The 21,243-nt window shown below is 47.2% G+C and carries 29 protein-coding genes and 1 pseudogene; 14 read left to right on the top strand and 16 right to left on the bottom strand.

All coding sequences use genetic code 11. The features are described from left to right. Positions 1 to 174 precede the first annotated feature (174 nt). Together ACZ49R_RS02095 and ACZ49R_RS02090 are read left to right on the top strand one after the other, a co-directional pair. Positions 175 to 420, top strand: coding sequence for a hypothetical protein (locus tag ACZ49R_RS02095; protein WP_011763047.1), 246 nt, complete (start codon positions 175 to 177; stop codon positions 418 to 420). Between the two features lie 532 nt (positions 421 to 952). Continuing rightward, positions 953 to 1,558, top strand: a complete 606-nt coding sequence (locus tag ACZ49R_RS02090; RefSeq protein ID WP_011763046.1) for a site-2 protease family protein — start codon at positions 953 to 955, stop codon at positions 1,556 to 1,558. Here ACZ49R_RS02090 and ACZ49R_RS02085 read toward each other — a convergent pair whose 3' ends face one another. From ACZ49R_RS02085 to ACZ49R_RS02070, 4 genes and pseudogenes are all read right to left on the bottom strand, one after another. After that, positions 1,559 to 2,092, bottom strand: coding sequence for a 50S ribosomal protein L30 (locus ACZ49R_RS02085; protein WP_011763045.1), 534 nt, complete (start codon positions 2,090 to 2,092; stop codon positions 1,559 to 1,561). It lies immediately after the preceding gene. Beyond that, positions 2,089 to 2,697, bottom strand: coding sequence for a 30S ribosomal protein S5 (locus ACZ49R_RS02080; protein WP_011763044.1), 609 nt, complete (start codon positions 2,695 to 2,697; stop codon positions 2,089 to 2,091). The genes ACZ49R_RS02085 and ACZ49R_RS02080 overlap by 4 nt, the downstream gene beginning before the upstream one ends. Before the next feature lie 49 nt (positions 2,698 to 2,746). Continuing rightward, positions 2,747 to 3,334, bottom strand: coding sequence for a ribonuclease HII (gene rnhB, locus ACZ49R_RS02075; RefSeq protein WP_464733533.1), 588 nt, complete (start codon positions 3,332 to 3,334; stop codon positions 2,747 to 2,749). A 337-nt stretch (positions 3,335 to 3,671) separates the two neighbouring features. Beyond that, a pseudogene (locus tag ACZ49R_RS02070) lies at positions 3,672 to 4,181 on the bottom strand (zinc ribbon domain-containing protein); the annotation flags it as partial. A 77-nt stretch (positions 4,182 to 4,258) separates the two neighbouring features. Between ACZ49R_RS02070 and ACZ49R_RS02065 the strand changes: the two are divergent. Beyond that, positions 4,259 to 4,429, top strand: a complete 171-nt coding sequence (locus ACZ49R_RS02065) for a hypothetical protein (protein WP_464733532.1) — start codon at positions 4,259 to 4,261, stop codon at positions 4,427 to 4,429. A 27-nt stretch (positions 4,430 to 4,456) separates the two neighbouring features. On the opposite strand, the gene ACZ49R_RS02060 is transcribed toward ACZ49R_RS02065, so the two are convergent. The 4 genes from ACZ49R_RS02060 to glcV all read right to left on the bottom strand — a co-directional run bounded on the left by ACZ49R_RS02060 (position 4,457) and on the right by glcV (position 8,104). Beyond that, positions 4,457 to 4,927: a PadR family transcriptional regulator gene (locus tag ACZ49R_RS02060; protein WP_011763041.1), complete on the bottom strand. Its 471-nt coding sequence runs from the start codon at positions 4,925 to 4,927 to the stop codon at positions 4,457 to 4,459. Further along, the gene (locus ACZ49R_RS02055) at positions 4,920 to 5,723 is read right to left on the bottom strand and encodes an NAD+ synthase (protein ID WP_053240394.1); all 804 of its coding nucleotides are present in this window, start codon (positions 5,721 to 5,723) and stop codon (positions 4,920 to 4,922) included. Before ACZ49R_RS02055 ends, ACZ49R_RS02060 begins: the two co-directional genes overlap by 8 nt. 64 nt (positions 5,724 to 5,787) lie before the next feature. Next, positions 5,788 to 6,969 (bottom strand): thiolase family protein, encoded by a 1,182-nt coding sequence (locus ACZ49R_RS02050; RefSeq protein ID WP_464733531.1) that lies wholly within the window; start codon positions 6,967 to 6,969, stop codon positions 5,788 to 5,790. 64 nt (positions 6,970 to 7,033) lie between these two features. Next, positions 7,034 to 8,104 (bottom strand): glucose ABC transporter ATP-binding protein GlcV, encoded by a 1,071-nt coding sequence (glcV, locus tag ACZ49R_RS02045; RefSeq protein ID WP_464733530.1) that lies wholly within the window; start codon positions 8,102 to 8,104, stop codon positions 7,034 to 7,036. Positions 8,105 to 8,154: 50 nt separating this feature from the next. On the opposite strand from glcV, the gene ACZ49R_RS02040 reads away from it, so the two are divergent. Genes ACZ49R_RS02040 through ACZ49R_RS02025 form a run of 4 tightly spaced genes read left to right on the top strand, consistent with a single transcriptional unit; the run spans position 8,155 to position 11,168 of the window. Then, complete coding sequence (locus tag ACZ49R_RS02040) at positions 8,155 to 9,276, top strand: hypothetical protein (protein ID WP_464733529.1); 1,122 nt, start codon at positions 8,155 to 8,157, stop codon at positions 9,274 to 9,276. Then, positions 9,273 to 9,770: a class I SAM-dependent methyltransferase gene (locus tag ACZ49R_RS02035; RefSeq protein ID WP_464733528.1), complete on the top strand. Its 498-nt coding sequence runs from the start codon at positions 9,273 to 9,275 to the stop codon at positions 9,768 to 9,770. Before ACZ49R_RS02040 ends, ACZ49R_RS02035 begins: the two co-directional genes overlap by 4 nt. Before the next feature lie 22 nt (positions 9,771 to 9,792). Then, positions 9,793 to 10,854, top strand: coding sequence for a phospholipase D-like domain-containing protein (locus ACZ49R_RS02030; RefSeq protein ID WP_464733527.1), 1,062 nt, complete (start codon positions 9,793 to 9,795; stop codon positions 10,852 to 10,854). After that, complete coding sequence (locus tag ACZ49R_RS02025; RefSeq protein WP_464733526.1) at positions 10,851 to 11,168, top strand: winged helix-turn-helix domain-containing protein; 318 nt, start codon at positions 10,851 to 10,853, stop codon at positions 11,166 to 11,168. The genes ACZ49R_RS02030 and ACZ49R_RS02025 overlap by 4 nt, the downstream gene beginning before the upstream one ends. A 476-nt stretch (positions 11,169 to 11,644) precedes the next feature. Here the strand turns inward: ACZ49R_RS02025 and deoC are convergent, their stop codons facing one another. Beyond that, positions 11,645 to 12,328, bottom strand: coding sequence for a deoxyribose-phosphate aldolase (gene deoC / locus ACZ49R_RS02020; protein WP_464733525.1), 684 nt, complete (start codon positions 12,326 to 12,328; stop codon positions 11,645 to 11,647). Between the two features lie 53 nt (positions 12,329 to 12,381). Between deoC and ACZ49R_RS02015 the strand changes: the two genes are divergently transcribed. Beyond that, positions 12,382 to 12,669 carry an acylphosphatase gene (locus ACZ49R_RS02015; protein ID WP_464733524.1) on the top strand — a complete coding sequence of 96 codons (288 nt, stop codon included), beginning with the start codon at positions 12,382 to 12,384 and terminating at the stop codon, positions 12,667 to 12,669. Positions 12,670 to 12,798: 129 nt separating this feature from the next. Here ACZ49R_RS02015 and ACZ49R_RS02010 read toward each other — a convergent pair whose 3' ends face one another. The 3 genes from ACZ49R_RS02010 to ACZ49R_RS02000 are packed head-to-tail and all read right to left on the bottom strand — an operon-like array spanning position 12,799 to position 13,513. Beyond that, positions 12,799 to 13,017 (bottom strand): hypothetical protein, encoded by a 219-nt coding sequence (locus ACZ49R_RS02010; protein ID WP_464733523.1) that lies wholly within the window; start codon positions 13,015 to 13,017, stop codon positions 12,799 to 12,801. A 43-nt stretch (positions 13,018 to 13,060) separates the two neighbouring features. Further along, positions 13,061 to 13,252, bottom strand: a complete 192-nt coding sequence (locus ACZ49R_RS02005; RefSeq protein WP_464733522.1) for a hypothetical protein — start codon at positions 13,250 to 13,252, stop codon at positions 13,061 to 13,063. Between the two features lie 54 nt (positions 13,253 to 13,306). After that, positions 13,307 to 13,513 carry a hypothetical protein gene (locus ACZ49R_RS02000; RefSeq protein ID WP_011763030.1) on the bottom strand — a complete coding sequence of 69 codons (207 nt, stop codon included), beginning with the start codon at positions 13,511 to 13,513 and terminating at the stop codon, positions 13,307 to 13,309. Positions 13,514 to 13,594: 81 nt separating this feature from the next. On the opposite strand from ACZ49R_RS02000, the gene lysX reads away from it, so the two are divergent. Beyond that, on the top strand, positions 13,595 to 14,443 hold the full coding sequence (lysX, locus tag ACZ49R_RS01995) for a lysine biosynthesis protein LysX (RefSeq protein WP_464733521.1): 849 nt from the start codon (positions 13,595 to 13,597) through the stop codon (positions 14,441 to 14,443). On the opposite strand, the gene ACZ49R_RS01990 is transcribed toward lysX, so the two are convergent. After that, positions 14,444 to 14,731, bottom strand: coding sequence for an SWIM zinc finger family protein (locus tag ACZ49R_RS01990; RefSeq protein WP_464733520.1), 288 nt, complete (start codon positions 14,729 to 14,731; stop codon positions 14,444 to 14,446). Positions 14,732 to 14,747: 16 nt separating this feature from the next. Then, positions 14,748 to 15,527 (bottom strand): eIF2B alpha/beta/delta subunit family protein, encoded by a 780-nt coding sequence (locus ACZ49R_RS01985; RefSeq protein ID WP_464733519.1) that lies wholly within the window; start codon positions 15,525 to 15,527, stop codon positions 14,748 to 14,750. A 172-nt stretch (positions 15,528 to 15,699) separates the two neighbouring features. On the opposite strand from ACZ49R_RS01985, the gene ACZ49R_RS01980 reads away from it, so the two are divergent. The 4 genes from ACZ49R_RS01980 to ACZ49R_RS01965 all read left to right on the top strand — a co-directional run bounded on the left by ACZ49R_RS01980 (position 15,700) and on the right by ACZ49R_RS01965 (position 19,422). Next, complete coding sequence (locus tag ACZ49R_RS01980) at positions 15,700 to 16,431, top strand: metal ABC transporter ATP-binding protein (protein WP_464733518.1); 732 nt, start codon at positions 15,700 to 15,702, stop codon at positions 16,429 to 16,431. Beyond that, positions 16,415 to 17,290, top strand: coding sequence for a metal ABC transporter permease (locus tag ACZ49R_RS01975; RefSeq protein ID WP_464734079.1), 876 nt, complete (start codon positions 16,415 to 16,417; stop codon positions 17,288 to 17,290). Before ACZ49R_RS01980 ends, ACZ49R_RS01975 begins: the two co-directional genes overlap by 17 nt. Positions 17,291 to 17,310: 20 nt before the next feature. Beyond that, positions 17,311 to 18,468, top strand: a complete 1,158-nt coding sequence (locus tag ACZ49R_RS01970; RefSeq protein ID WP_464733517.1) for a hypothetical protein — start codon at positions 17,311 to 17,313, stop codon at positions 18,466 to 18,468. A gap of 594 nt (positions 18,469 to 19,062) precedes the next feature. Continuing rightward, positions 19,063 to 19,422 carry a hypothetical protein gene (locus ACZ49R_RS01965; RefSeq protein ID WP_464733516.1) on the top strand — a complete coding sequence of 120 codons (360 nt, stop codon included), beginning with the start codon at positions 19,063 to 19,065 and terminating at the stop codon, positions 19,420 to 19,422. 15 nt (positions 19,423 to 19,437) lie between these two features. On the opposite strand, the gene ACZ49R_RS01960 is transcribed toward ACZ49R_RS01965, so the two are convergent. Both ACZ49R_RS01960 and dph5 read right to left on the bottom strand, forming a co-directional pair. After that, positions 19,438 to 19,962, bottom strand: a complete 525-nt coding sequence (locus ACZ49R_RS01960) for a hypothetical protein (RefSeq protein ID WP_011763023.1) — start codon at positions 19,960 to 19,962, stop codon at positions 19,438 to 19,440. Between the two features lie 6 nt (positions 19,963 to 19,968). Beyond that, complete coding sequence (dph5, locus tag ACZ49R_RS01955) at positions 19,969 to 20,718, bottom strand: diphthine synthase (protein ID WP_464733515.1); 750 nt, start codon at positions 20,716 to 20,718, stop codon at positions 19,969 to 19,971. A gap of 45 nt (positions 20,719 to 20,763) precedes the next feature. Between dph5 and ACZ49R_RS01950 the strand changes: the two genes are divergently transcribed. After that, entirely contained in the window at positions 20,764 to 21,243 is a 480-nt protein-coding gene (locus ACZ49R_RS01950) for a molybdopterin-binding protein (RefSeq protein ID WP_011763021.1), read from the top strand.

Raw genomic sequence — 21,243 nt, 5'->3', positions numbered from 1 at the left:
ATAGTCTTAGAATTATTACTAATGCGTCTGTTGTATCTTTGTAAGGTTATAGGGGCTTGACAAAACAACTGTGCAATTAGTGGGATCTCCCCCACGCAAGACCGTCTTAGTTGTCTCTATTAATAAACTAAGTCTCCCTATGCTTCAGTTGCTTAATATCTTCAAGAATTTTATGTGAAAAACAAATGGATTTCTGCCTTGATATATTACCTGCACAATAAAAAGGCAGAGAAGGGAAACATAGTCGTTGTAAGAACTCGTGAAATATGTGGCACAGATAGACGCTGTGGGTGGGAATTGCGGAAATTAATGATGTTTCTAGTGTCTAGGGGTATCGCAACACGCCATAAGCAGGGGGTCTACGTCATAGAGAAAGGCGCTATCGAAAAGGCGCTTTATGCACTTAGCGAACAAATTTAGATGGGGCAGAGACGGCGCGACCTTTAACGACGCCTACTCTCTCTACCAGACGCGTACAGCGACAATGTTACAAAAAGGATGTTGGCCACCATAGCGTCTCGGCAAGTGGCGGGTTCGTCTCGGCGGCGTCCATCAACAGTCTCTCAGACCACAGAGACAACGTGCCGCTGGTATGGGCCAAGAAGAGGTATCTGGAGTTGTTGGAAAAGACTAAACAACCCGCTTTCCCCCGGAGACCACCACACTTTTAAACTCGTAAGTTTCTTCACTCATGAACCACATTCCCCGGCCCTGGAGGCACGGCCGATCTGTTGCGCCCGTACGCCCGGGCACGGCCGGCTCCTCTCGCCTCCGCCCCGCCCACCGAGGGCGTCTGGCAGAGACGGGCCCCGAGCCCCCAGGAGAGGGCCGGGGCACCGCTCTTTGAAAGGGGGCGCAACAAAGGAGGCTGTACTGGTGGCCGCCTTCGTAAGCTGTTTAAGAGAGCTCTCCTAGCATTAAGAGATTTAAACTCTAGGAATTGGATGTCAGTGTGTATGATCAACATCTTAGGAAAAGAGAGTTGATAGATTTAGCTATAGCGCTTGTAGTCTTGTCAATAGGGTTTGCCATCTCGATGGCTGGACGGGGCATTTTTGGAGGGATAAACTGGGGGCTCGTAGCCCGGTATCTCCCGGTGACTTTCTTTGTCTTACTCTTTGCATTTATAGGCCATGAGCTTGCCCATAGACAAGTGGCACGGAGACTGGGGTATTTTGCAATGTTTCAAGCCGATTACACACTCCTACCCCTTGCGATAATCCTCCCACTATTCTTTGGATTTGTATTTGCCGCACCTGGAGCGGTGGTGATATCACCATTTAGACTCTACGGCCGCGGCGACGAGAGAAGAGACGTATTTTACATAGCCGCAGCCGGCCCTCTTGCCAATGTCGCATTTGCACTACTCGGCATATTGTTCATGGAGCTGTTTAAATCGGGTATCTTTTGGTTTTTTGCATATATAAACGCGTGGCTAGCGTTTTTTAACATGCTCCCACTCCCAACGCTAGACGGAAGTAAAATGGCTAAGTCAAACTTTATTATGTGGCTTATCTTAATAATAACAGCCGGTTGGCTAGTGTATATACTTTGGTAGTTATAACATCCTACGTATCAAGTCATTTATCAAAGGCCCTCTATACCCCAAGTCTCCACCTACTGAAAAATGCAGTTTAACACTATTGAGGCCGCCGCGCGGCGGATGTAGCCTAAAGAACGGCTTTAGATATGGTATACAAGGCGGCCTCTGGCCTTCTCGTACTCTGACTTTTCTACAGGAGAGGCTGTCTATCTCGCCTGTTATATAGGCAAGCGCGACCTCTTCAAAAGACTGCCAGCCCCACTTCTGGAGGTATTCCAATGTCAAAGGCTTGTCGCCGACTATACGTCCCCTCTTTTTCAAAACTTCTGCAAGAGTATCTGCATCAATCTCACCCCAGGTAACCCAGTCATTCACCTTCTGTATCATACCAATTATACTCGGCGTCCCTGGCACGACTACCATAGTAAACTTCCTCCTGAGCCTTAGCAAATGTAATGTAGTCGCTATATCTCTAGGCGTCGTTGGTATACCTCTAAGCCGTATTACTGCGTAACGTGGATATACTACCTTCTCCTTTGTCTCCATCATATTTTGAAGTAATAGGTGTTTCTTAACGCGTTGTAGACAGCCATGGCGAAGTTTAGAGTTGTCCTAGTGTCTCCCCGTGTTTGTGTCCAAACGTCTTTAATCCCAGCAAGCCTAAGCACAACTTTTGCAACATCTCCAGCCACCAGCCCAACGCCTTTAGGCGCTGGGATTAAAGTAACCTCCACAGAGCCGGACTTTCCCCTTACTACAAAGGGCACGCTGTGCGGCTCGTCACATGAACATTTCCAAGAGCCACACCCCCTTCTCACAGGCGTTAAATTAAGCTTAGCTTCTCTAACAGCCTTCTCTATGGCTTGTCTCACTTGTTTCGCCTTTCCAATGCCGACGCCAACGTATCCATCTTCATTTCCGACTGCGACAACAACTTGAAACTGACTACGCTCGCCGGCATGTGTCTGTCTCTGAACTACATTTATGTTCAAAATCTCCTGTTTTAAACCTGGCAGTAGTATGTCTACAATTTCGGGCTCTTTTATAATGTAGTTATTTGCAAATATCTCATCTATCGTCCTTATCTTCCCCTCTTTTACTAACCTCCCCAACTCTGTACGAGGTTCCCAAAGACTTAAATCGACGACGCTCACATACGAGGCAAACAAAACCTATTTAAATAATTTCTACCATAGGGCAAGGTTATGTGTTAAGATATCGCAACGTTCTCCAACTGCGTCTTACACATTCAACAGGTATCTTACCCAAACGAAGCCACTCTATAGTTTTTACATCTGAAGGATAGCCGCTACCAAAGTCGCCAATTTCACGCTTAAGTATATCTATCAGCCTATCTCTGATAACCTTAGCTACAATACTAGCGGCGGCGACTTGAGGCACTGATTCTCCGCCGTGTAACGCTACAACTCTACGACCAGTTATGAAAGATAAGGCATCTCCATACCGCCTAGGGTTAACATCTGGAGAATCTACATAATACAACTCGGCTGGACACAGCTCTATAAGCCTAGCCGTAAAATCCAACTCTAACGAATTTAACATCCTGCGTCTTACATACTCGTCGATTATGTGAGGCTCCACCACTACGTAGTTTACACAATCTGCAACCTCAATAATTCTGGCATATATAACCTCTCTTTTTGTAGGACTCAACGTCTTAGAGTCTCTCACCCCTAGCTGTAGCAACCTCTCCCCGTCTCCTGCCACGGCTGCAATCACCATAGGCCCCACAACAGGCCCTCTTCCTGCTTCATCAATTCCACAAATCATACATTTCTTTAATGTACCCTCTTTTCACGACACCGACCTTCCCTGGAGACTCCGAGCCCGCCTCCGCCGACGCCCTTTCGGGCCGCGGGGGACAGGGGGAACCGGCCGTGCCCGCGCAGATGGGCTCGGCGGAGTCGGCCGTGCCCCCAGGGCCGGTTGGTTCATGAGTGAAGAAACTTACGAGTTTAAAAGTGTGGTGGTCTCCGGGAGAAAGCTGGTTGTTTAGTCTTTTCCAACAACTCCCAATACCTCCTCTTTGCCCAGTGTATGGGGATGTTATTACGTGCGTCGTTGAGACCACGAATGATACGCCGCATATGTCTGTTTCCCACTTCTCTCTATATCGTTTCACAATTTTTCGGTCTTTTACAATGCCGATTACCATGCCGTGGTCTAGGCGGTTGACATACACGGCGACGATAGCTTTCGACACGATCGGTTGGGCCTCTCTAGCAAAGACAAGCGCTATATAGAGCTTTCCGTATGTTAATTCCTTCCTGTCCTTCCGCTTCTCTATGCCAAGAAACGCCAACTTGAGCTTGGCGTCTTCTTCCAACCTCTGCCTAATCCACTCGACGGTCTGTTTCCTAAGACGAACTGTGAACGTCCTCTGTAGTCGTCGCACTCTAACAACACCACTCTTGAGGTCGACAAAGACCGCTCTGCCCACGTCTCTCTCGTTTTCAACTCTCAATTGAGCGTCAAGGGGGACCGCTCTGTGAAATGCCACATCACGCCAAAACACCTTTCCCTGCTTTATGAAGTACCTCCCCAACCCGTACTTAGGAAACACCTCCTCGATTATCTCATGCGCAAACTCCAGCCTGTCTGGCATAAGGAGACAATCCCCCGAGCCCCTCCGAAGAGGGCCGGCGCCGTGTAAGAGGGGCATAATAAGATATTAAACGATCATCTATCTAAGGTATGGATGTACCTCAGGAACTTAGGTCGTATCTCTCTGTGGAAATAGATCAATGGGGGGTGAAACACATAGTCTGTACAAAATGTAAAATGAAGTTCTTTACGCTAAAAGACGCCGCGCTTCATCTCTATAACATACACAAAGTAAGGATAGCTCAAAAATTTCTGGAGTAGTAGTCCAACCCCTGTGTAAGAGGGATTTCATATTTGCTTTAGTTTAGCTAGAACTTTGTCTTCTAGACGCCTTAAGATTATATAGATTTCCTCTAGAACTGCTTTATCTCTGCCCTCGACTTCGTCAAAAACTTCGTCTATGTATACAAGCTCGTCTCTTATGGCCACTAATAAATCGTCTTCAACACCGCCGCTTTCTAATGTCTGTATGAGACTTCTAAATTCTTCGTCTTCTAAGAGTTTACCTAAGAACTCCTCTCCACGTTGCGTCAAGGCGTATATCTTTTTCCTCCTTTTACCTACATATGTCTCTCTAGCTTCTATAAATCCTTCAGATTCTAAATATGAAAGAAGCGGATAGAGAGTGCCAGGAGACGGCACGAATCTACCCGCCGTCAATTTACTAAGTTCTTTCAGTATCTCATACCCACTGAGTGGTTTAGACTTTAAGATATAGAGAACAACGCCTTTGAAAATCCCGCGCCGTCTTTTAAACATCTCTTCGTGCCGGCGTTAAATCAGGGTAAGGAGGAGGCTTTAACTTATGGGCATTAGTCTTTACTCTATTAATTACTAGATCTACGACCTCTCCAAACATCTCCCTAGCCTTGTCCAACGGCATCTTTTTATCAAATATGGCATAAAGTACTGTATCTAAGACCTCATACGGCGCGCCGAGCTCGCCCTCAGCCGTATGGCCGTGCCACAGCCGGGGGCTACTTGGCTTTTCAGATATCCAACCAAAGCCTAACCTCCTCGCCATTTCTCTAACCTGTACCTTATATAAAGAGCCGATTGGTAAAAAGTCCACCCCCCCATCGCCATATTTTGTAAAGTACCCCAGTAATAACTCACTTCTATCACCACTACCGACGACTAACATATTATATCTATTTGCATAGTAGTAGAGTATCGACATGCGAACCCTCGGCATTATATTACCTACAGATACTCTATCGTCAGGCGAATAATCTGGGATAGACTTGGCATACGCCTCTACTATTGGCATGATATCCACTTTGATAAGTCTAATGCCTAACCTATTAGCCACTTCTATGGCATCTTTCTCATCCTCCTTAGGTGTATAAATAGACGGCATAAACAAACCCAAAACTCTCCCACTACCCAGGGCCTCTACTGCAAGCGCCGCGGTAACTGTTGAATCCACACCGCCGCTGAGGCCTATAACCACCCCATTGACGCCAGCTCCGGCAACGTACTCTTTGATAAACGACGTAATTATTAGACGCGCCTTCTCGTAATCTATAGCATCCACTACAATACGATAGTCCATAAACACAAACAAGTCTGTTCCTATATAACTGTTATGTGAAAACTTGCAACCACTATTTTTGACTTTACGTCACTAACTCTATTGCTAATGCTGTAGCACCCCCCGTGCCGTGGCACAACGCTGCAATACCACGTCTGCCGCCCATTCTCCTTAAAACAGAAATCAAGGTAGTCACAATCCTCGCTCCTGATGCGCCAAGCGGATGCCCTAACGCTATGGCACCTCCAAAGACATTAAGCTTGTCATATGGTATACCCAGTAGCTTATGTACCAAAACGTTAACTACAGCAAACGCCTCGTTTACTTCAAAATAGTCAAAATAGTCCAAGCCAACGCCTAGTTTCTTTAACAACTTCTGGATTGCATATACTGGAGCCTCTGTAAAACGCCATGGTTCTACCATGTGCCAGCTGTACCCCAATATACGCGCAATAGGCCTTACGCCTAACTCTCTCGCCTTCTCCTCAGACATTAGTAAGAGGGCGGCGGCGCCGTCAGAAAGCTGACTTGAATTACCGGCTGTCAAAAGGCCGTCTGGCCTAAAGGCTGGCTTGAGTTTTGCGAGTTTTTCCAAAGAGGTATCAGGCCTAATCCCCTCGTCTCTGTCTAGTTTAACTCCGCCAAATTCGCCATCTACAGGCTCCATGTCATCAAACCACTTATTTTCAGTGGCACGCCAGGCTCTCATATGGCTCTCGTATGCAACCCAGTCAAGCTCCTCTCTAGTCATCTTATGCTCTCTGGCAACCATCTCGGCCTCCTCTCCCATAATTAAGCCATTTGTTGGATCAATCAAGCCGTCGTACACCATCAAGTCTATAAGCTCTACGCGTCTCCCGATGAAATGTCTCATTCCCCATCTAGCGTCTTGAGGTAGGCAAATAGGCAGAGTGGACATAGACTCGGCGCCGCCGGCTATAACAACTGAGGCATCTCCCAAGGCAATTTCTCTATATGCATCAATGATGGCTTGCATACCAGAGGAACAAACCCTATTGACTGTGTATGCACTAACTTCTACAGGCAGTCCAGCCAGTAGCGCTGCGTATCTAGATAGATTCTGGCCCATCCCTCCTTGCAAAGTAGAGCCAAAGATTACCTCCTCTACTATCCTCCCCTCTATCCCTGTTCTCTCTAGTAACTTCTTAATTACAAATGCAGCAAGTTGGGGAGTTTTTACATCTTTAAACGCACCACCGAACTTCCCTATAGGCGTACGTACATACCCTACTATAACAACACCCATGATAAAAACCGGATATGATAATTAAAAATTACATAAGTACTTGTATATAGAACATTTTCGATTTTTAACGAATATTCGTTCCATCCTTAAAAAGCTTTATACCATTTCTTTTTAAGTATACCTTAGTTAAATCGCCCTCTTTAACTCTATTGTATACCACGGTTCTCAACTCTGTTCTTTCCCATTTAACTACGGCAATAGGCGTAAAACCCAGATACTCTACGAGTTTCACACGGCCAGGAGGGAGCTCCAAGTCTTCTGGAGATAGTGGAGTCTCTGCAATATAGATGTCCGTTGGCCTAATGCCTATTTGTAATTTGCCGAGAGGCGCCATTATTGGTATTTTAAGATCGCCAAGATCCACATATTCGCCACGTCCCTCCCCCTCAACAAGATTTATGGGGGGATCGCCAAAGAACTGTGCTACAAATGTATTAGCCGGGCTATTCAAGATCTCCTCTGTGGTGCCTACTTGTTGAATAACGCCGTTGTTAATTATCATAATCCTATCGGCTAAAGCATAGGCATCGTGTTGGTCATGTGTAACGAGTATAGTCGTGATTTTTAGCTTCCTCTGGAGACTTTTGACAAACTCTCTTGCAGAAATACGGAGACGGGCGTCTAGGTTAGAAAAAGGCTCGTCTAAAAGCAGTATCTGTGGCTCTTTCACCAACGCCCGCGCTATGGCAACCCTCTGTTGCTGACCTCCCGAGAGTTGCCGCGGATAGCGGTTTAAAAGATCTGCGATATCTAAAGCCTCGGCAATCTCTCTTACTTTCCTCTCAATCTCGTGTTTTGGTACTTTCTTGATTTTAAGTGGAAAGGCTATATTGTCAAAAACCTTCATATGTGGGTAAAGCGCCCAGTTTTGAAAAACCATACCTACACTTCTTTTGGCAGGTGGAGTGTTTACACCTCTCTCTATGTCTACTATGAGCCTATCGCCAAAGAAAATGCGGCCTTTAGTAGGCGTTTCAAGACCAGCTATACATCTGATAAACGTCGTTTTGCCAGACCCCGAGGGGCCCAACACCACTAAAAATTCGCCGTCCTTAACTTCAACATTTACATCTCTCAAGGCATGAACATTAGGGGGGTAAATCTTCCACAAGTTTTGAACTGTAACAGAAACCACGTATTTTTACAAAACACAGAAATTTAAGTTTAGATATGTTCTAAAGCTAAATGAGTTGGCTAAATGATGTTATTAAGGCGGCTGAAATTATCAGGAGGGCAAAGTTCAAGGCTGTAACACACGGAGGCGTAGCCCATATGGATGACACACTTGCCGCAGCCCTCCTCTATAGACACGGCGCTGAAGCCATATATAGGCTAAACACGGCAGAGGAAATAATTAAACTAGACGGCGATGTGATCATATTTGACATCGGAGATACATTTAGAGACGTATTGCCAGAGAGATTCGTAGTATTGGATCACCATGGTGTTAAAGACCCTGCAGACGAACCTTCTACAATAATACAGGTGACAGTAGCTCTTGACCTTAAGACTAGACCTCTCATCGCTACGCTATTACATTATATAGATCTCTACGACCGTTTTGGCCCCGTGGCGAAACGTTGGTCAGGGCCTTATGGGAACTCTCTTAACAACGGCATAGCTAAATATTTCGCCGAGACAACCCCCTCCGGCTTAGTTAAAGAGACAAAATTCCTAGATCTATTAGCCGAGGCTGTGTATTCAAAACTCGAAGTAGACCTCCCCAGTTTTGCAGAGGCTTTTAAAATCGCCGAACGTATCCCATTTATAGACCTAGTCGAAAAATTCCCAAGGACATTTAATACACTGAGACTTATGCTAGCCGCCACAAAAGACGTCTTAACCACTTCCATGAGTAAAGACGCGCTAGAGACGAGTTTTGGAATAGACTTTGGGTGTTACGCCGTACTGGCAGTGCCCGAGCTTGAGCCCTATGTATTGAAAGGCCTAGAGAGGCATTACTCAGAGGCTAGAAAGGCAGCTGAAGCGGCGGCAACAGGTCGCTATACTATAATTAGAGGGCCTATCACGGCGGTGGCAGTAGAAGATTACCTCCCGCCAGGCCCCCTCTGGAATGCCCTTCAAGACCTTGGCATAATCTCCGTAGAGCCTGTTTTTATCGTAGTAAAAGATAAAAGAAATCCAGGCGCTTATACCCTCTGGCGCCCTGACAGACATGCAGACGTTATAGACTTTAGAAAACTACAAGGATCCGAAGTCGTCTTTAAACATGCGTCGGGCTTCCTCGCCGTGGTAAAAGCCGAAAACGCCGAAGCCGCCGCCAAACTAGCATTGAAACAATTGTGATAGAGGAAATTGTAAAAGATCTCGAAGATTTCGACCTTGGACACACAGTCGTAGAGGTAGGCGCAGGCTACGGCAATACAACTCTCTTATTACTAAGACGTGGGCTAGAGGTATGCGCAATAGACATAGATCCGGGAGCTATCTCCTATTTAAGGTCGGCCTTTAGAGACTTCGTAAAAGCCGGTCTCCTGAAGGCAATACTGGCGCCAGCCGAATCCCTCCCGTTTAGAGACGGCGAGTGCGACTCGGCGGTTTCAGTCGCCGCCTTACACCACATAAAAAATGTGGCCGCCGCGCTGAAGGAAATGGAACGTGTGGCAAAGCGGCTCGTGGTAGTGTACGACTGGACCCCCGAGTCGGCCGGCGTCACAAATCCACACAGCGCCTGGGAGCTAGAGAAAAAGATGCGAGAGGCAGTTGCAGTTGCAGAAGCCCTCGGCTACACCCTCGTGAGAAAAAGTCTCTGGTATAGGCTCACAAAACGCAAAAGTTAAAAGATGTAGTGTGTATATACCTATGCGCGTTCTAGCTCTGGCACTTCTGCTTGCGTTGTTGGCGCTGGCGGTATCACCCATTAGGCTGGACGTCCAGAGCGTCCTCGTCTCGCCCATAAACACCACCAAGATAGTGGACTACGTGAAAGCGGCTAAGAAGTCTGTATACGTGGAGGTGTATGTCCTCACCTATAGGGAGCTGGCAGAAGCGCTTGTGTCCGCGGCTAAGAGAGGCGTAGAGGTTTACGTGGTCCTATCGGCGAGGGTATACGGCGGGGTGCCGCCACAGGCTCAAGAGTTGGCTAAGTACATGGAGGAAAACGGCGTAAAGGTGGCGTGGAACAACGACTTCCCCAACGTCCACACCAAGCTGTATGTAATCGACAACGAGACGGTCATAATAGGCAATATAAACCCGACCGCCTCAGGCTTCCAGAGGAATAAGGGCGTCATGTTGGTCATCAAAAACGCCACCTTGGCTAGGCAGCTAGCCACAATAGTGCTCAACGACTACAGGAGGGTCTACCCCAAGTACAACTACCCCGGCGTCTTGGTATCGCCGATAAACTCGGAGGAGGGCCTCCTCTGGATCCTCCAGCAGAAGGGCGACCTCTACATCGCCATGGAACAGATATACATGGACTCAGGCCTTGTGCAGTATATAGTCCAGCACCCCACCTACTACGCCGTAGTCGCTAGGACGGATGCAGACATAAGGGCTGCCGTAGACGAGGACCTCGTCGCAAAGATAGTCGTAGTGGGAGACTACGTCTACGTCGGCTCAATAAACATAGGCTACTACTCCATCCAGAGAAACAGAGAAGTGGGGCTTCTGATACACAACCCCCAGCTAGCCCAGAGACTAAAGTCCTTAATCATCCAGTGGTATAAAGAGGCGGGAGGCAAGATAGAGACGTCACAATCACAGAACACCGCAGAACGCGCGCCGACACATATACCTACTTCTACAACTACCACGCCGGTGTCTAAAGAAAGTGGGATCTCCTGGCATATAGTCTTTTGGCTAGTTGTTATTCTGCTAGCTATTTTGTTTGTAATGTGGATGAATAGAAAGAAGCCATGAACGAAATACAACGCCTCATCCTAGAAGCTATAGCCAATGACGCAGAACCAGAGGAAATAGCCGAGATGTTTAACCTAGAATTTCATGATGTCCAAGCAGTATTAGAGTCTCTAGAAGCCCAGGGTTTAGTCAAGAAGATACGTACATTATTTGGTACTAAATACACACTAACGGAGAAAGGCCTAGAGTTATTGGGAGGAGATAGACCTGTCAAATCTCTTGAACGACTACTCCCTCTGGCGCTTATCGGACTTGGCTTTACAGCCCTTACGGTGGCGTTGAAGTTGCTTATAGGGAAGCAAACCCCACGTTGACAGTCGCGTATATCGCTGTTTTTATGAAGATTAAGATTCAGAAGTGCAATTGAAAAAACACTTCACTTGATGTTCAGAGACGCTAAAGTCAAATATAGAAGAATCAGAAAATGGGAGAAAGTTGTTTGCCCCCTTTTGCAACCCGGCCCTCCCCCGGGGGGCTCGGGGCCTGCCCGGAGTCGCTTGGACAGCCGCGGGCGAGGGGGCTCGGGTCGTTGGGGGCTGGCGGTGCCCCCTAGTCGTCAGGCCCCAGGGCCGCGGATGTGGCTCATACGAAAGTGAAGGAGTTGAAAGGAAGGTATGGGCGCAGTACTGTTTATAGTCGGGCTTGCCGTTGTAACGACCAGCGATGCCGTGTTGACTTCGCCCAATACTCTCGCCGTGTTTGTCTCATGGGCAGCGCTAATGGAGCCACGGCTCCAGGCGCACCCGAGCCCACCGGGGGCTGGCTCCGCGTAAGGGGCAGTAGGGAAAAGTCAGGTTTTTAACGCCTCAGGAGTAGAGGTGCCTAATCTTACACGCGTGGGATCTATCCCAAAGCCTATGGCGTCTATAATCGCCTTTGCTTGTTCGGCAGTTCTAATCCCGCCCGCCATTTTTACACCAAGTTTATAGCCCCTCTCTCTGATATATCTTGCAATCGCGGCTGCCCTCTCTGGCGTAGAATATATGGGGTTTCCCAGCTGTTTCGCATACCCCTCCTCGGCGAAGCCTGTGGAGCTTTTGATAAAGTGGGCTCCCGATTCTGCCACTATGTCATAGAGCCTATATCTCTCCTCGTCGGTTAGGTAAGGCTCTTCGACAATCACTTTTACCACCCTGCCACCCGCAGCTCTTACAACTGTAATTAAATCTCGTCTCACGTCAGCCCACATATGAGATTTAACCAAACCTATAGGCGCTACTATGTCTAGCTCTTCAACATAGTCGGCTAGTCTCTCCACAAGCGCCGCTCTAACTGCCGTAGGCATGGCGCCAAAGGGAAAGTCTACGACAGCGCATAATTTCACACGACGTAACACCCTACGTACATAAGGCACATACACTGGGTTTACACAGTAAGCCGCCACCCCAAGCTCCTCAGCCCTCTGGGCGCCTCTCACCACCTCTTCTAAAGTTAGATACGGCTTAAGAAGAGCGTAATCGACTAAATGTAGCATATAGACCGTAATGTAAGTCTTTAAAACTTATAAGACGACTATAAAGACGCCATGTGGAAAACGTACGGGCCCACCTCTACATCAAAGGGAAAGTTCAAGGCGTATTCTTCCGCCAGTCTATGAAAGAGATAGCCGTAAGATACGGCGTTAGGGGATGGGTAAGAAATAGATCAGATGGAAGAACTGTAGAGGCAGTGCTAGAGGGGCCGCGCGACGCCGTGGCTAAAGTAATTGAGTGGGCTAAGATAGGACCCCCCGGGGCTAGAGTAGAAGAAGTAGAGGTAAATTGGGAGGAGTACAAGGGAGAGTTTCAAGATTTTAGAATTCTCCCAACGGTATAGTTTAAATTTTAGAATATCCAAAGTTCTGGGCTTGACAGCCGCGTCTGCGGTTGTATGACAAGCCCGCCCGCGGCCGAGTGTACACATGTAATATAACTCGTCTACCTCAAGCTTACACAAAGACGTAGACTATAGCTCGGCTATTACGGCTCTCTCTAGTTTAGACGACTCCTGTAGATACATAGTGTATAAAACTTCGGCAATATGAGGCCCCGTGGCTTTTGCTATAATTTCTAAAGCCTGGTCTTCCTCTAGCGAATCTAATTCAAATCCAAACTTTTTAAGACGGTATGAGAGGAAGTAGGTAAGTACAGGATCTAGACTTCTTAAGAAATCTTTAAATCTCATAAGCAAGAATACTTGTGTATTATTAAACATAGCTCTTAATTTATCACTCTGTAGAAAACCTCCTTATTAAAATTGGGGCTAAAATACCGAGGGCTATAGCCAGTACGGAGGTGACTAAGTCACGTATAAACACAAGGGGGTCTAGAGAAGGGGCTGAAATTGTGCTTATAAGAAAGAGAAAGCCTAGAACCACCGCAACAGCACTTAATGTATAGACTAACGGCTTTGTATTCATAGAGGGGGGATTATAAGGCCTTATAAGTGTTTACTGTCGTTATACTGTTGTATCTTAGGCGTTTATCTCCTCGTCGCCTTCAGTAAATCTCCTATGGAGAAGGGGGGCTGTTATGCCGGCGGTTAATGAGACTACGGAAATACCCAAATCTCTAGCTAGAATTAGGGGATCTAACGAGGGGTTGCTAAGGGTTGACACCAAGTAAAGGCCGCCGAGGGTAACCGCAATAAGACTTAGTACAATGATAAGGCCTGTCTTCATAGCTATAGGAGATGTGGAGTATATAAGGAGAGCCTAGAGAATACCTAGATATTCTGTTATAGGCATATCAGATTTATAAAGATGACTGTTTCAATACGACATGGGGAAATTGACTTTGTATACGACGTTGCTAGACTTGACGAAAAGCTCTTAATCAACGCCTTTAAAAACCTCGGAGTATCTCTACGGTTGATAAATGCAGAAGAGTTGATAGCTCCGGAGGGTCTTGGCAGAGTTGGCGTGATTAGGCTCGCGGCTAGATCCAGAGTGATACCAACTGCTTTTACTTACGAGGCAAATGGCGGGATTTCCATTAACACGGCACAGTCACTTGTTCTATCACACGACAAATATCTGACGTATCTACGGCTGAGAGAAGCTGGCGTACCCACGCCGCGGACATATCTTGTTTTTGGACTAGAGACAGCGAAATCGGTAGCGAGACGGCTGTCTTACCCTGTGATTATTAAACCTACAGACGGCTCTTGGGGCAGATTCGTCAGCTTGGCAAAGTCAGTAGAGGATTTAGAGACTGTAATTTTGCATCGGCAGGCGATGGAGAGCGATCTACATATATATCTAGTGCAGGAGTATGTGGAAAAGCCAGGCCGAGACATTAGGGTAACAGTAGTGGGCGAGAGAGCTGTTGCCGCCATATATAGGATAGTCTCTACAGACTGGCGTACGAACACAGCACGTGGGGGGAGGGCCGAGCCTGTGAAAATAGACCCAGAGCTGGAGGACATAGCCGTAAAGGCCAGCAAGGCTGTTGGAACTTATTACTCGGGCGTCGATGTCGTTGAATCCGAGAGGGGGTACATGGTGTTGGAAGTAAACGGAGTGCCAGAGTTTAAGAATGTACAGAGGGTAACTGGCGTAGATGTCGCTGGAGAGATCGCCAGGCTAGTTATTGAAACTGCAAAAAAGTAGTTAAACTCGTCTCTTTAACTTCATGTATTCTCTCAGTGCCACCTTAGCCTTAACTATATGTTTACAAGGCCCCCCTCTATATTTAAAGTCTGGACATTCGCAATGGCCTATGAAATATCTAGTGCCGAGTTTAAGTTTTAACACAACTTGGTAGCACTCCTCTCTTCTCGTCTGAGATCTTACATAGCATATAGCTACAAGCCAAGCTCCTCTCTTCTCTACACTCTCTATGTATACCTCCTCACCTAGTTTATACATGGCGCGTTTAGCTACATCTTTACACAGCACTTTTCAACCGCCGAGACTACATAAATATTTTTTCTAGTGCCCTCTGGAATATATCTCTACTGTTGGCTATGTGAAAAATTCCGAAATCTGTCACATACATGTTTATTAGGCTGTGAGGGATGTGGTCAAATAACGGAACTTCAACGACTCTCCCCGCAATCTCAATTGTAATCTTAGGTGGCCAAGGCGTCTCCAATGGCACAGCCTTGTAGCTTTCAAAAACTGCGATGGTCACAGCGTCTCTCGCCTTAGCTGTTGCAAGTAGTGGAAGAGAGCCTACTTTATTTACGGCGGCGTTTATATAAAGGCCGTCGAGGCCGATAACAGCTACATCGTATTTAAAAGCCCCCAGTGCCGAGTCTGGAATAGGGACTACTTCCGCATATTGGGAGTATGTGGCATATGCCTCGGAGAACTCTACGCCGGGTTTGCTCTCTGCAAGATATACCACTTCAATACATCTACCAAATCTCTCAATAAATCTCGTGACGGCTCTGCTGAAGCTTAATGTAATAACGCGGCGTGGACACTCTAAGCTAGCTATCACATCGTCGAGCCTCCTCTTGGCTTCTTCAGCATACAAGCCTACTCTTGTCGCAACAGCTCTAACATCTATACCTCTGGCGGCGGCCTCCTTTAACACCAGATAAAGGAAGTCAAGTGACGCCATTCCAGGTCTGATATTTCTCAGACTCTCCACAACTTTAAGAGGATCTTCCGCCTTCGAGACTAGTTCTATAGCTTTCTCTAAATACCAACTAGCCCCCCTTACCCACTCCCTCTCTAAGAGCTCCACATCGTGTAAAGTTATTATGATCTAAAAAGCCATTGCCGCAAAGGGTGAGACCTTGGTTTCGGTATTTTCAAGTGGCAGAGAACTTATTTGACCAACGCCGTGCACAGCAGCTCTTAATAACGTCATTTTAAACGGCGGTTGTGTGCATTTAAATACAGATCGACATTTCCACGTGTCTCTTGTAATTAGGAACGTAACCGTCTTCCGTAGTGGAAAGCCAATTGTAGAGGATGTGACATTTTCAGCGAGTCGAGAGTTTGTGCTTGTGGCCGGCCCCAATGGCGCTGGTAAAACGACGTTGTTTCTAGCAGTGTTGGGTCTTCTACCTTACAGAGGAGAGATATGTGTTGGAGGAGTTTGCGATATCGAACGTACGAGAAAAGTTGGCTATGTGCCGCAAGCGATTAGAGTCGAGACTAACGCAACTGTGTGGGAATACGTCTATCTCCCTGCCAAATTTAGAGGTGTGAAAAATGTAGAAAAAACTGTGGAAGAGACCTTAAAAACTGTAGAGCTTTTCGAACTCAGAGACAAACCCATAACTACCCTCTCGGGAGGCCAGCTACAAAGAGCGGCTATTGCAAGAGCGCTTGCAGTCGGCGGGGAGGTTCTCCTATTGGATGAACCCTTGGCAAACGTCGACCCCCAAGGCCGTGTGGAGCTTCTAGCTTTATTAAGAGAGTTAAAGAGAGAGAGGACTATACTCATGACGTCTCACGAACTTACGCTTCCCACAAATCTCGCCGATAAAATACTCTTATTAAACAGAAAACTTATAGCCTACGGCCCGCCAAGTGAGGTATTAAAAGAAGAGGTGTTATACAAAGTCTATCGCTATGTCCGCATAGCCCAAACCCCCACAGGTTACGTCTGTGTTACTGAGGACTATGCGCATCCCCATTGAAGTTGTTGCCGCAGTTTTAGCTACTGCCACGCTGATACATGCCCACTTCTATACGCCGCTTCTCTTTTGGCCATTGACATCTCTAGTTTTATCAGCCATAGCGCTGGCGGCACACAGCCCGTTGGCCATCAGCCGGAGAATGACTTTTCTTGCCCACGCCCAGGGGCATAATATTTTAACAGCCGCACTTGCTGCCGCCATACCCACCGTCGTATTTAAGCAGAGTTTATCCTCAGCGATGTTCTATCTATTTGCGCTACTTTTTGTAGCTTTGTTAAATTTCGCTGTTTTAACCACCGAACGTCTTGGCTATAGAAAAGACGTCGCCACTGGCATAGTTATGTCTTTTCAGTTGACAACTACAATTGCGTTGCTTTATGTTATACGGACTCTCTATGCCACCACATTGGACCCACTAGCCCTTATAACTGGTGAGTATGTATTGATTGGGTTTGGAGATGTTTTGACTCAGCTACCTATGTTAGCCCTAGCCCTCATCTTTCCGTTGGCCTACGGTATTAAATATTTATATGCTGCGGTTGATGAACAATTCACAGAGTCTCTCGGCATAAAAACGAGACGACTTGACTATCTATTTCTAGCGTCTATGTCACTGGCGGTGTCTGCAACCGTTTATACATTGGGCTCTCTTATGCCGGCAGTGTTGTTAGTTCTGCCTGGAGCAATCGCCGCTAGATACAGCCCGAAACTAACCGACCAGATACCCCTAGCCATCTCCATAGCGGTGTTAGCTTCAGCAGTAGCACACCTTCTTTATACAGCGCTGCCCTGGCTCTGGCCAAGCGCAGCTCTTGGACTGGTGATGTTAGCTCTCCTTTTGGCAAAAAGGTATAAATAACCTATAGCTAATCTAGAGGCATGTGGCGGTTAATGGCACTTCTATTAACAATGCTTGTCGCCGCCAGCACCCTCACCGATCACTTCTCCTCTCCCCCCATTGAAGTTCTCGTAATTAGGACAGACCAATGGCTCTTCTGCCAAGACTATGGCATTACTATCCAAATAAAGGCGACTGCCCCTGTCGCAATAAACAAAGTTACAATAACGGCGAAGTTCTTCCCAGAAGGCACCCTAGTTCCTACAATCCAGTCAAAAGCCTATGACGGCTTTGTATTAAACACCGGCCAGATATGGCAAGCCTATGCTGTTTTTAACTACTGTCCCCAACGGCGGTTAGACCCTCTGATACTTCTTGAAATAGCTATATACCTCCCCAACGAGACGCTCACCTATAACTATTACATAGGGAGAGTTTTACCAACCACCTACGAAGACCTCGCCAACTATGCCACGTCTCTAGAACAGAAGGTGAAGGAGCTTACTGCTCAAGTAGAGCAACTAAAACAACAGATTGCAAATCTACAAATGCGTCTCGCAAACCTTTCAACTATCCTTGCAGTTGCTAAAACGGACAACGATAGGCTTGCGACTGCACTTGCCCAAGTAAAAGCCGAACGCGATACTCTGAGAGCACAGCTAGATCAGTTACAAGCCCAGCTAAATTCAGTAAGTCAAGCCAAAGCTTCACTTGAAGCTCAGTTAGCAGACGCAAGGAGACAGCTAGAGGAAATGAAAACTGCCTACGACAAACTTTCTGGTCGATATACAGAAGCGCAAAAAACCATAGCAGAGCTACAGACTAGGTTGGCTGATCTCCAGAGACAGTACGACGAGTTGCGTAGGGCTGAGCAACAACTGAGAGATAGCTACTATAGCCTATCTGCGAAGTACAGTGAGCTCTCCGGTAGATATGACGAATTAGACAAGGCTTATAGACAAGCTCTACAGGAAAAGGCTGTATTACAGAGTAGATACTCTGAGTTAAACACGGGCTTTACCTGGGCGATAAACATTGCCACGGCTCTCGCCGTGGCGCTCCTCTTTGTAATAGCCCTAGTGGCAACACGAAAGAGACAGACGCCGCCAACAACTCCGCAAACTCAGATTAAAACAATTGTAGTAAAGCCCGAGGGTGTTAAAGAAGAGTTAGTTAGGTGGCCAACAACCAGGGAGTAATCGGGGGAGTTTTTAGCATTGATACTCCGTAGAAGATGTTTCCTATAATCGGCCAGTCTTTTGTATATTTTTCTTCAATATCACGGAACATGTTGTACGCTTTTTCAATCGGGTCTACATCCCCCCGTTTGTACGTTGTACATGACAGTGGCTGAAGCCGCAATTTAAGCACCTCTGCACTTGCTGACAACTGCAGAAGGTGTCTCCGGTGTGTGCTAACAGCGCCATGCAGTTCGACGCCTCCTCGGCCAGCTCTGGCGCCACGTGCCAGACGCAGGCTGACCCCCGACAGCCGAAAAAAGAAAGAAGGGCAGAAAAACAAGAGGGACGCTGAGGAGAAGGGAAAGGAGGACGCCAAAAAGAAGGATCACGTCCTCACCCGCATAGTCGTCGTCCCCAGCCTGCGGCTGAGCTGGCGTGTCTCCTAAAGGAGCTTGAGGAGAGGTATAGAGAGCTCGTCGAATATGGCTTTGAGCACGGGGTGACGGGGCAGGTCTCGCTCCGTAAAGCTCTGTACGACGAGCTGAAGGCATCCAGACCTCTCCTCCTACTACGTCTACACCGCGGCGCAAGACGCGGCTACTAAAGAGCTTCATGGCGCTGAAGGGAAATGCGGACGTTGAAAATCTGCCAAAGAAGGCGCCGAAAAACATGATATCGAGAATAGACAACCCCGTGTTGAGAGATAGAATCTACAGAGCCAGCTTCAGAAGCATGTTGAAAATTATACAAAAGGCAAGAGAACACGGCATCCCGGTCGTGAAGGCAAATCCACGGGGCACCCCCTCCACCTGCCCACACCGCAGACGGGAGTGGGAGGGAGACGCGGCGGCCGTCATAAACATCGAAAAACGAGCACTCAATGAGGGCCGCATGCCGCCCGGCCCCACGCCCGAGGTAGCCTGGCTACCAATGGGGGCGTGGGCGAGGAGAAAGTCCCTAGGCAACGCCTAGGGACGGAGGGAGTTTTTACTGCAGTCTGAATTTTATGTATTCTCTCCCGCCGACGTTAGTGCCCTTTTCTACATACACACGGAGGATGTAAGGCTCTGGCGTCTCTACATTGCCTCCGAAGTGCCATTCAAAAATTTCGACATTTTGTGGAAATATCCATATCGCCTCGTAGTCATATTCGGCTACCTCCTCTTCGTAGTAGTTTTCGTATATATTCTCTCCGCTTTTAAGCGGTGCGGGGAAGAATCCTATAAACGTTATATACGGCCTATTTGGCGAGCCTCTCAAGCCAATATAAACATCGTTTATCATAGGCCTCACTCTCTCCCCATTTATTCTCACAACCTCTTCGTCCATAAACCTCTGCATATTCTCCCACACAGTAGATATCTCCTTTGATAACTCTTCTCCTCCCCTTTTTAAAAGACGGTAGTAGTACTGTCCCTTGTCTAAGTAATCAAAGATTATTATCATATTTACAATACCAGGGTTAACGACGTAGAATCCCTGAGCATATACTGGGGTAATTTCCTCTCCCATATCCTACTATTTGCTAAATGTCTTAATACATTCCCTTTCTACAGGATTTAACCCGGCCGGTACGATAAATACGGCGGGGCCCTCCATCTCACTTTGGACAATTTCTCCAAGTGAAGCGTACAGTACTGAACCGCCCCAGCCTAATTTTGACACCACTACAACTCGTCTATCTCTTGTAAATACACCGCGGCGTTCTCTTCCCTCTAGCGTTAGGAGGATCTCCGCCGCGTCTCTAGGAGACATAAAAACGCCGTCGTCTCTAATGTCTAGTAGAAGAAGTGTATGAAGCCCCCTCGCAAGGTTTTGTTCTACAAGCTCATAAGGCCTGACAGAATAAACGCCGCCTCTTGGGTAAGTCACTGTCGCCACACCCCCCAGTTTATATATAGAGAGACAACTCGCGGAGAAAGCCGCACATATTATCGAAACCCCTGGCACCACTTCTACAGAGTAGCCTTTTGCCTTAGCTAGAGTTATTAAAGCGGCATGCGACGTGGCTAACATCGGGTCCCCCGCTGTGACCAATGCGGCCTTTTTGCCCTCTTGAAGACATTCAAAGATCTTACGTCCTGATTCGTCTTCAAGATCTCTTCTCGCCAATTTGACAGGCTCTACCCTCGCATATCTACGTAAAGTAGCTACATCTAAGGGGCTTGTGTAGTCTTCGTAAAAGATACATTCAACTTCCTGTAGTATCTGTATTGCCCTCTCTGTGATATACCCAGGGCCAGGGCCTATGCCAACTATATAGAACACACCGTGACTAAAGTTTTTTAATTATAAATTAAGTAGCCGCCTTAGATGTACGCAGTTGCGAGGCTATACGGCTACACAGAGGAGATAGGGTTTAAGGCATGGATAAGCCGTGATATAGCTATGGCTCTCGGTGTAAAAGTAGGCGATGGGATTAGAGTGGAGAGCAAAACAGGCGTTTCTTCTGCACGTGTTGTAGAAGTGCGAGACGACACAAAAGCCGGCCTATTCCTCTCTCTTGACGTCTATATGGCTGTGGCGGGACTCCGTACTGTCTTAGTGAAAAAACTGCCGAGGGTCTTTGAGGCGCAGTCTATTTCCCTTGGCGTAGAAACGGCACAGTCAGTTAATATTGAACAACTGACGGCGCTCATAAATTTGTTAATAGCGTATAGAGTCCCTGTTTTTACAAATTTCTCAGGGTTTCTCCAGGACGTAGACGGCAGATGGATAAGGATAGTTGTAAAAGAGGTCTCTCCTAGAGAGCCAGCCTATATGTCTAGAGAGACAAAAATCTTCGTGAAATAG

The organism is Pyrobaculum organotrophum (assembly GCF_055384425.1).
Note: the sequence above shows the minus strand (reverse complement) of the source record. Positions and strands in the feature narration are given on the sequence as shown.

Bases quoted from the DNA above. Each gene is read 5' to 3' on its own strand.
- ACZ49R_RS02085 (WP_011763045.1), bottom strand. From the start codon at position 2,092: ATGATGGAGACAAAGGAGAAGGTAGTATATCCACGTTACGCAGTAATA.
- rnhB (WP_464733533.1), bottom strand. From the start codon at position 3,334: ATGATTTGTGGAATTGATGAAGCAGGAAGAGGGCCTGTTGTGGGGCCT.
- ACZ49R_RS02065 (WP_464733532.1), top strand. From the start codon at position 4,259: ATGGATGTACCTCAGGAACTTAGGTCGTATCTCTCTGTGGAAATAGAT.
- ACZ49R_RS02060 (WP_011763041.1), bottom strand. From the start codon at position 4,927: ATGTTTAAAAGACGGCGCGGGATTTTCAAAGGCGTTGTTCTCTATATC.
- ACZ49R_RS02055 (WP_053240394.1), bottom strand. From the start codon at position 5,723: ATGGACTATCGTATTGTAGTGGATGCTATAGATTACGAGAAGGCGCGT.
- ACZ49R_RS02050 (WP_464733531.1), bottom strand. From the start codon at position 6,969: ATGGGTGTTGTTATAGTAGGGTATGTACGTACGCCTATAGGGAAGTTC.
- ACZ49R_RS02040 (WP_464733529.1), top strand. From the start codon at position 8,155: ATGAGTTGGCTAAATGATGTTATTAAGGCGGCTGAAATTATCAGGAGG.
- ACZ49R_RS02030 (WP_464733527.1), top strand. From the start codon at position 9,793: ATGCGCGTTCTAGCTCTGGCACTTCTGCTTGCGTTGTTGGCGCTGGCG.
- ACZ49R_RS02025 (WP_464733526.1), top strand. From the start codon at position 10,851: ATGAACGAAATACAACGCCTCATCCTAGAAGCTATAGCCAATGACGCA.
- deoC (WP_464733525.1), bottom strand. From the start codon at position 12,328: ATGCTACATTTAGTCGATTACGCTCTTCTTAAGCCGTATCTAACTTTA.
- ACZ49R_RS02010 (WP_464733523.1), bottom strand. From the start codon at position 13,017: ATGAGATTTAAAGATTTCTTAAGAAGTCTAGATCCTGTACTTACCTAC.
- ACZ49R_RS02005 (WP_464733522.1), bottom strand. From the start codon at position 13,252: ATGAATACAAAGCCGTTAGTCTATACATTAAGTGCTGTTGCGGTGGTT.
- ACZ49R_RS02000 (WP_011763030.1), bottom strand. From the start codon at position 13,513: ATGAAGACAGGCCTTATCATTGTACTAAGTCTTATTGCGGTTACCCTC.
- lysX (WP_464733521.1), top strand. From the start codon at position 13,595: ATGACTGTTTCAATACGACATGGGGAAATTGACTTTGTATACGACGTT.
- ACZ49R_RS01975 (WP_464734079.1), top strand. From the start codon at position 16,415: ATGCGCATCCCCATTGAAGTTGTTGCCGCAGTTTTAGCTACTGCCACG.
- ACZ49R_RS01970 (WP_464733517.1), top strand. From the start codon at position 17,311: ATGTGGCGGTTAATGGCACTTCTATTAACAATGCTTGTCGCCGCCAGC.
- ACZ49R_RS01965 (WP_464733516.1), top strand. From the start codon at position 19,063: ATGGCGCTGAAGGGAAATGCGGACGTTGAAAATCTGCCAAAGAAGGCG.
- ACZ49R_RS01960 (WP_011763023.1), bottom strand. From the start codon at position 19,962: ATGGGAGAGGAAATTACCCCAGTATATGCTCAGGGATTCTACGTCGTT.
- ACZ49R_RS01950 (WP_011763021.1), top strand. From the start codon at position 20,764: ATGTACGCAGTTGCGAGGCTATACGGCTACACAGAGGAGATAGGGTTT.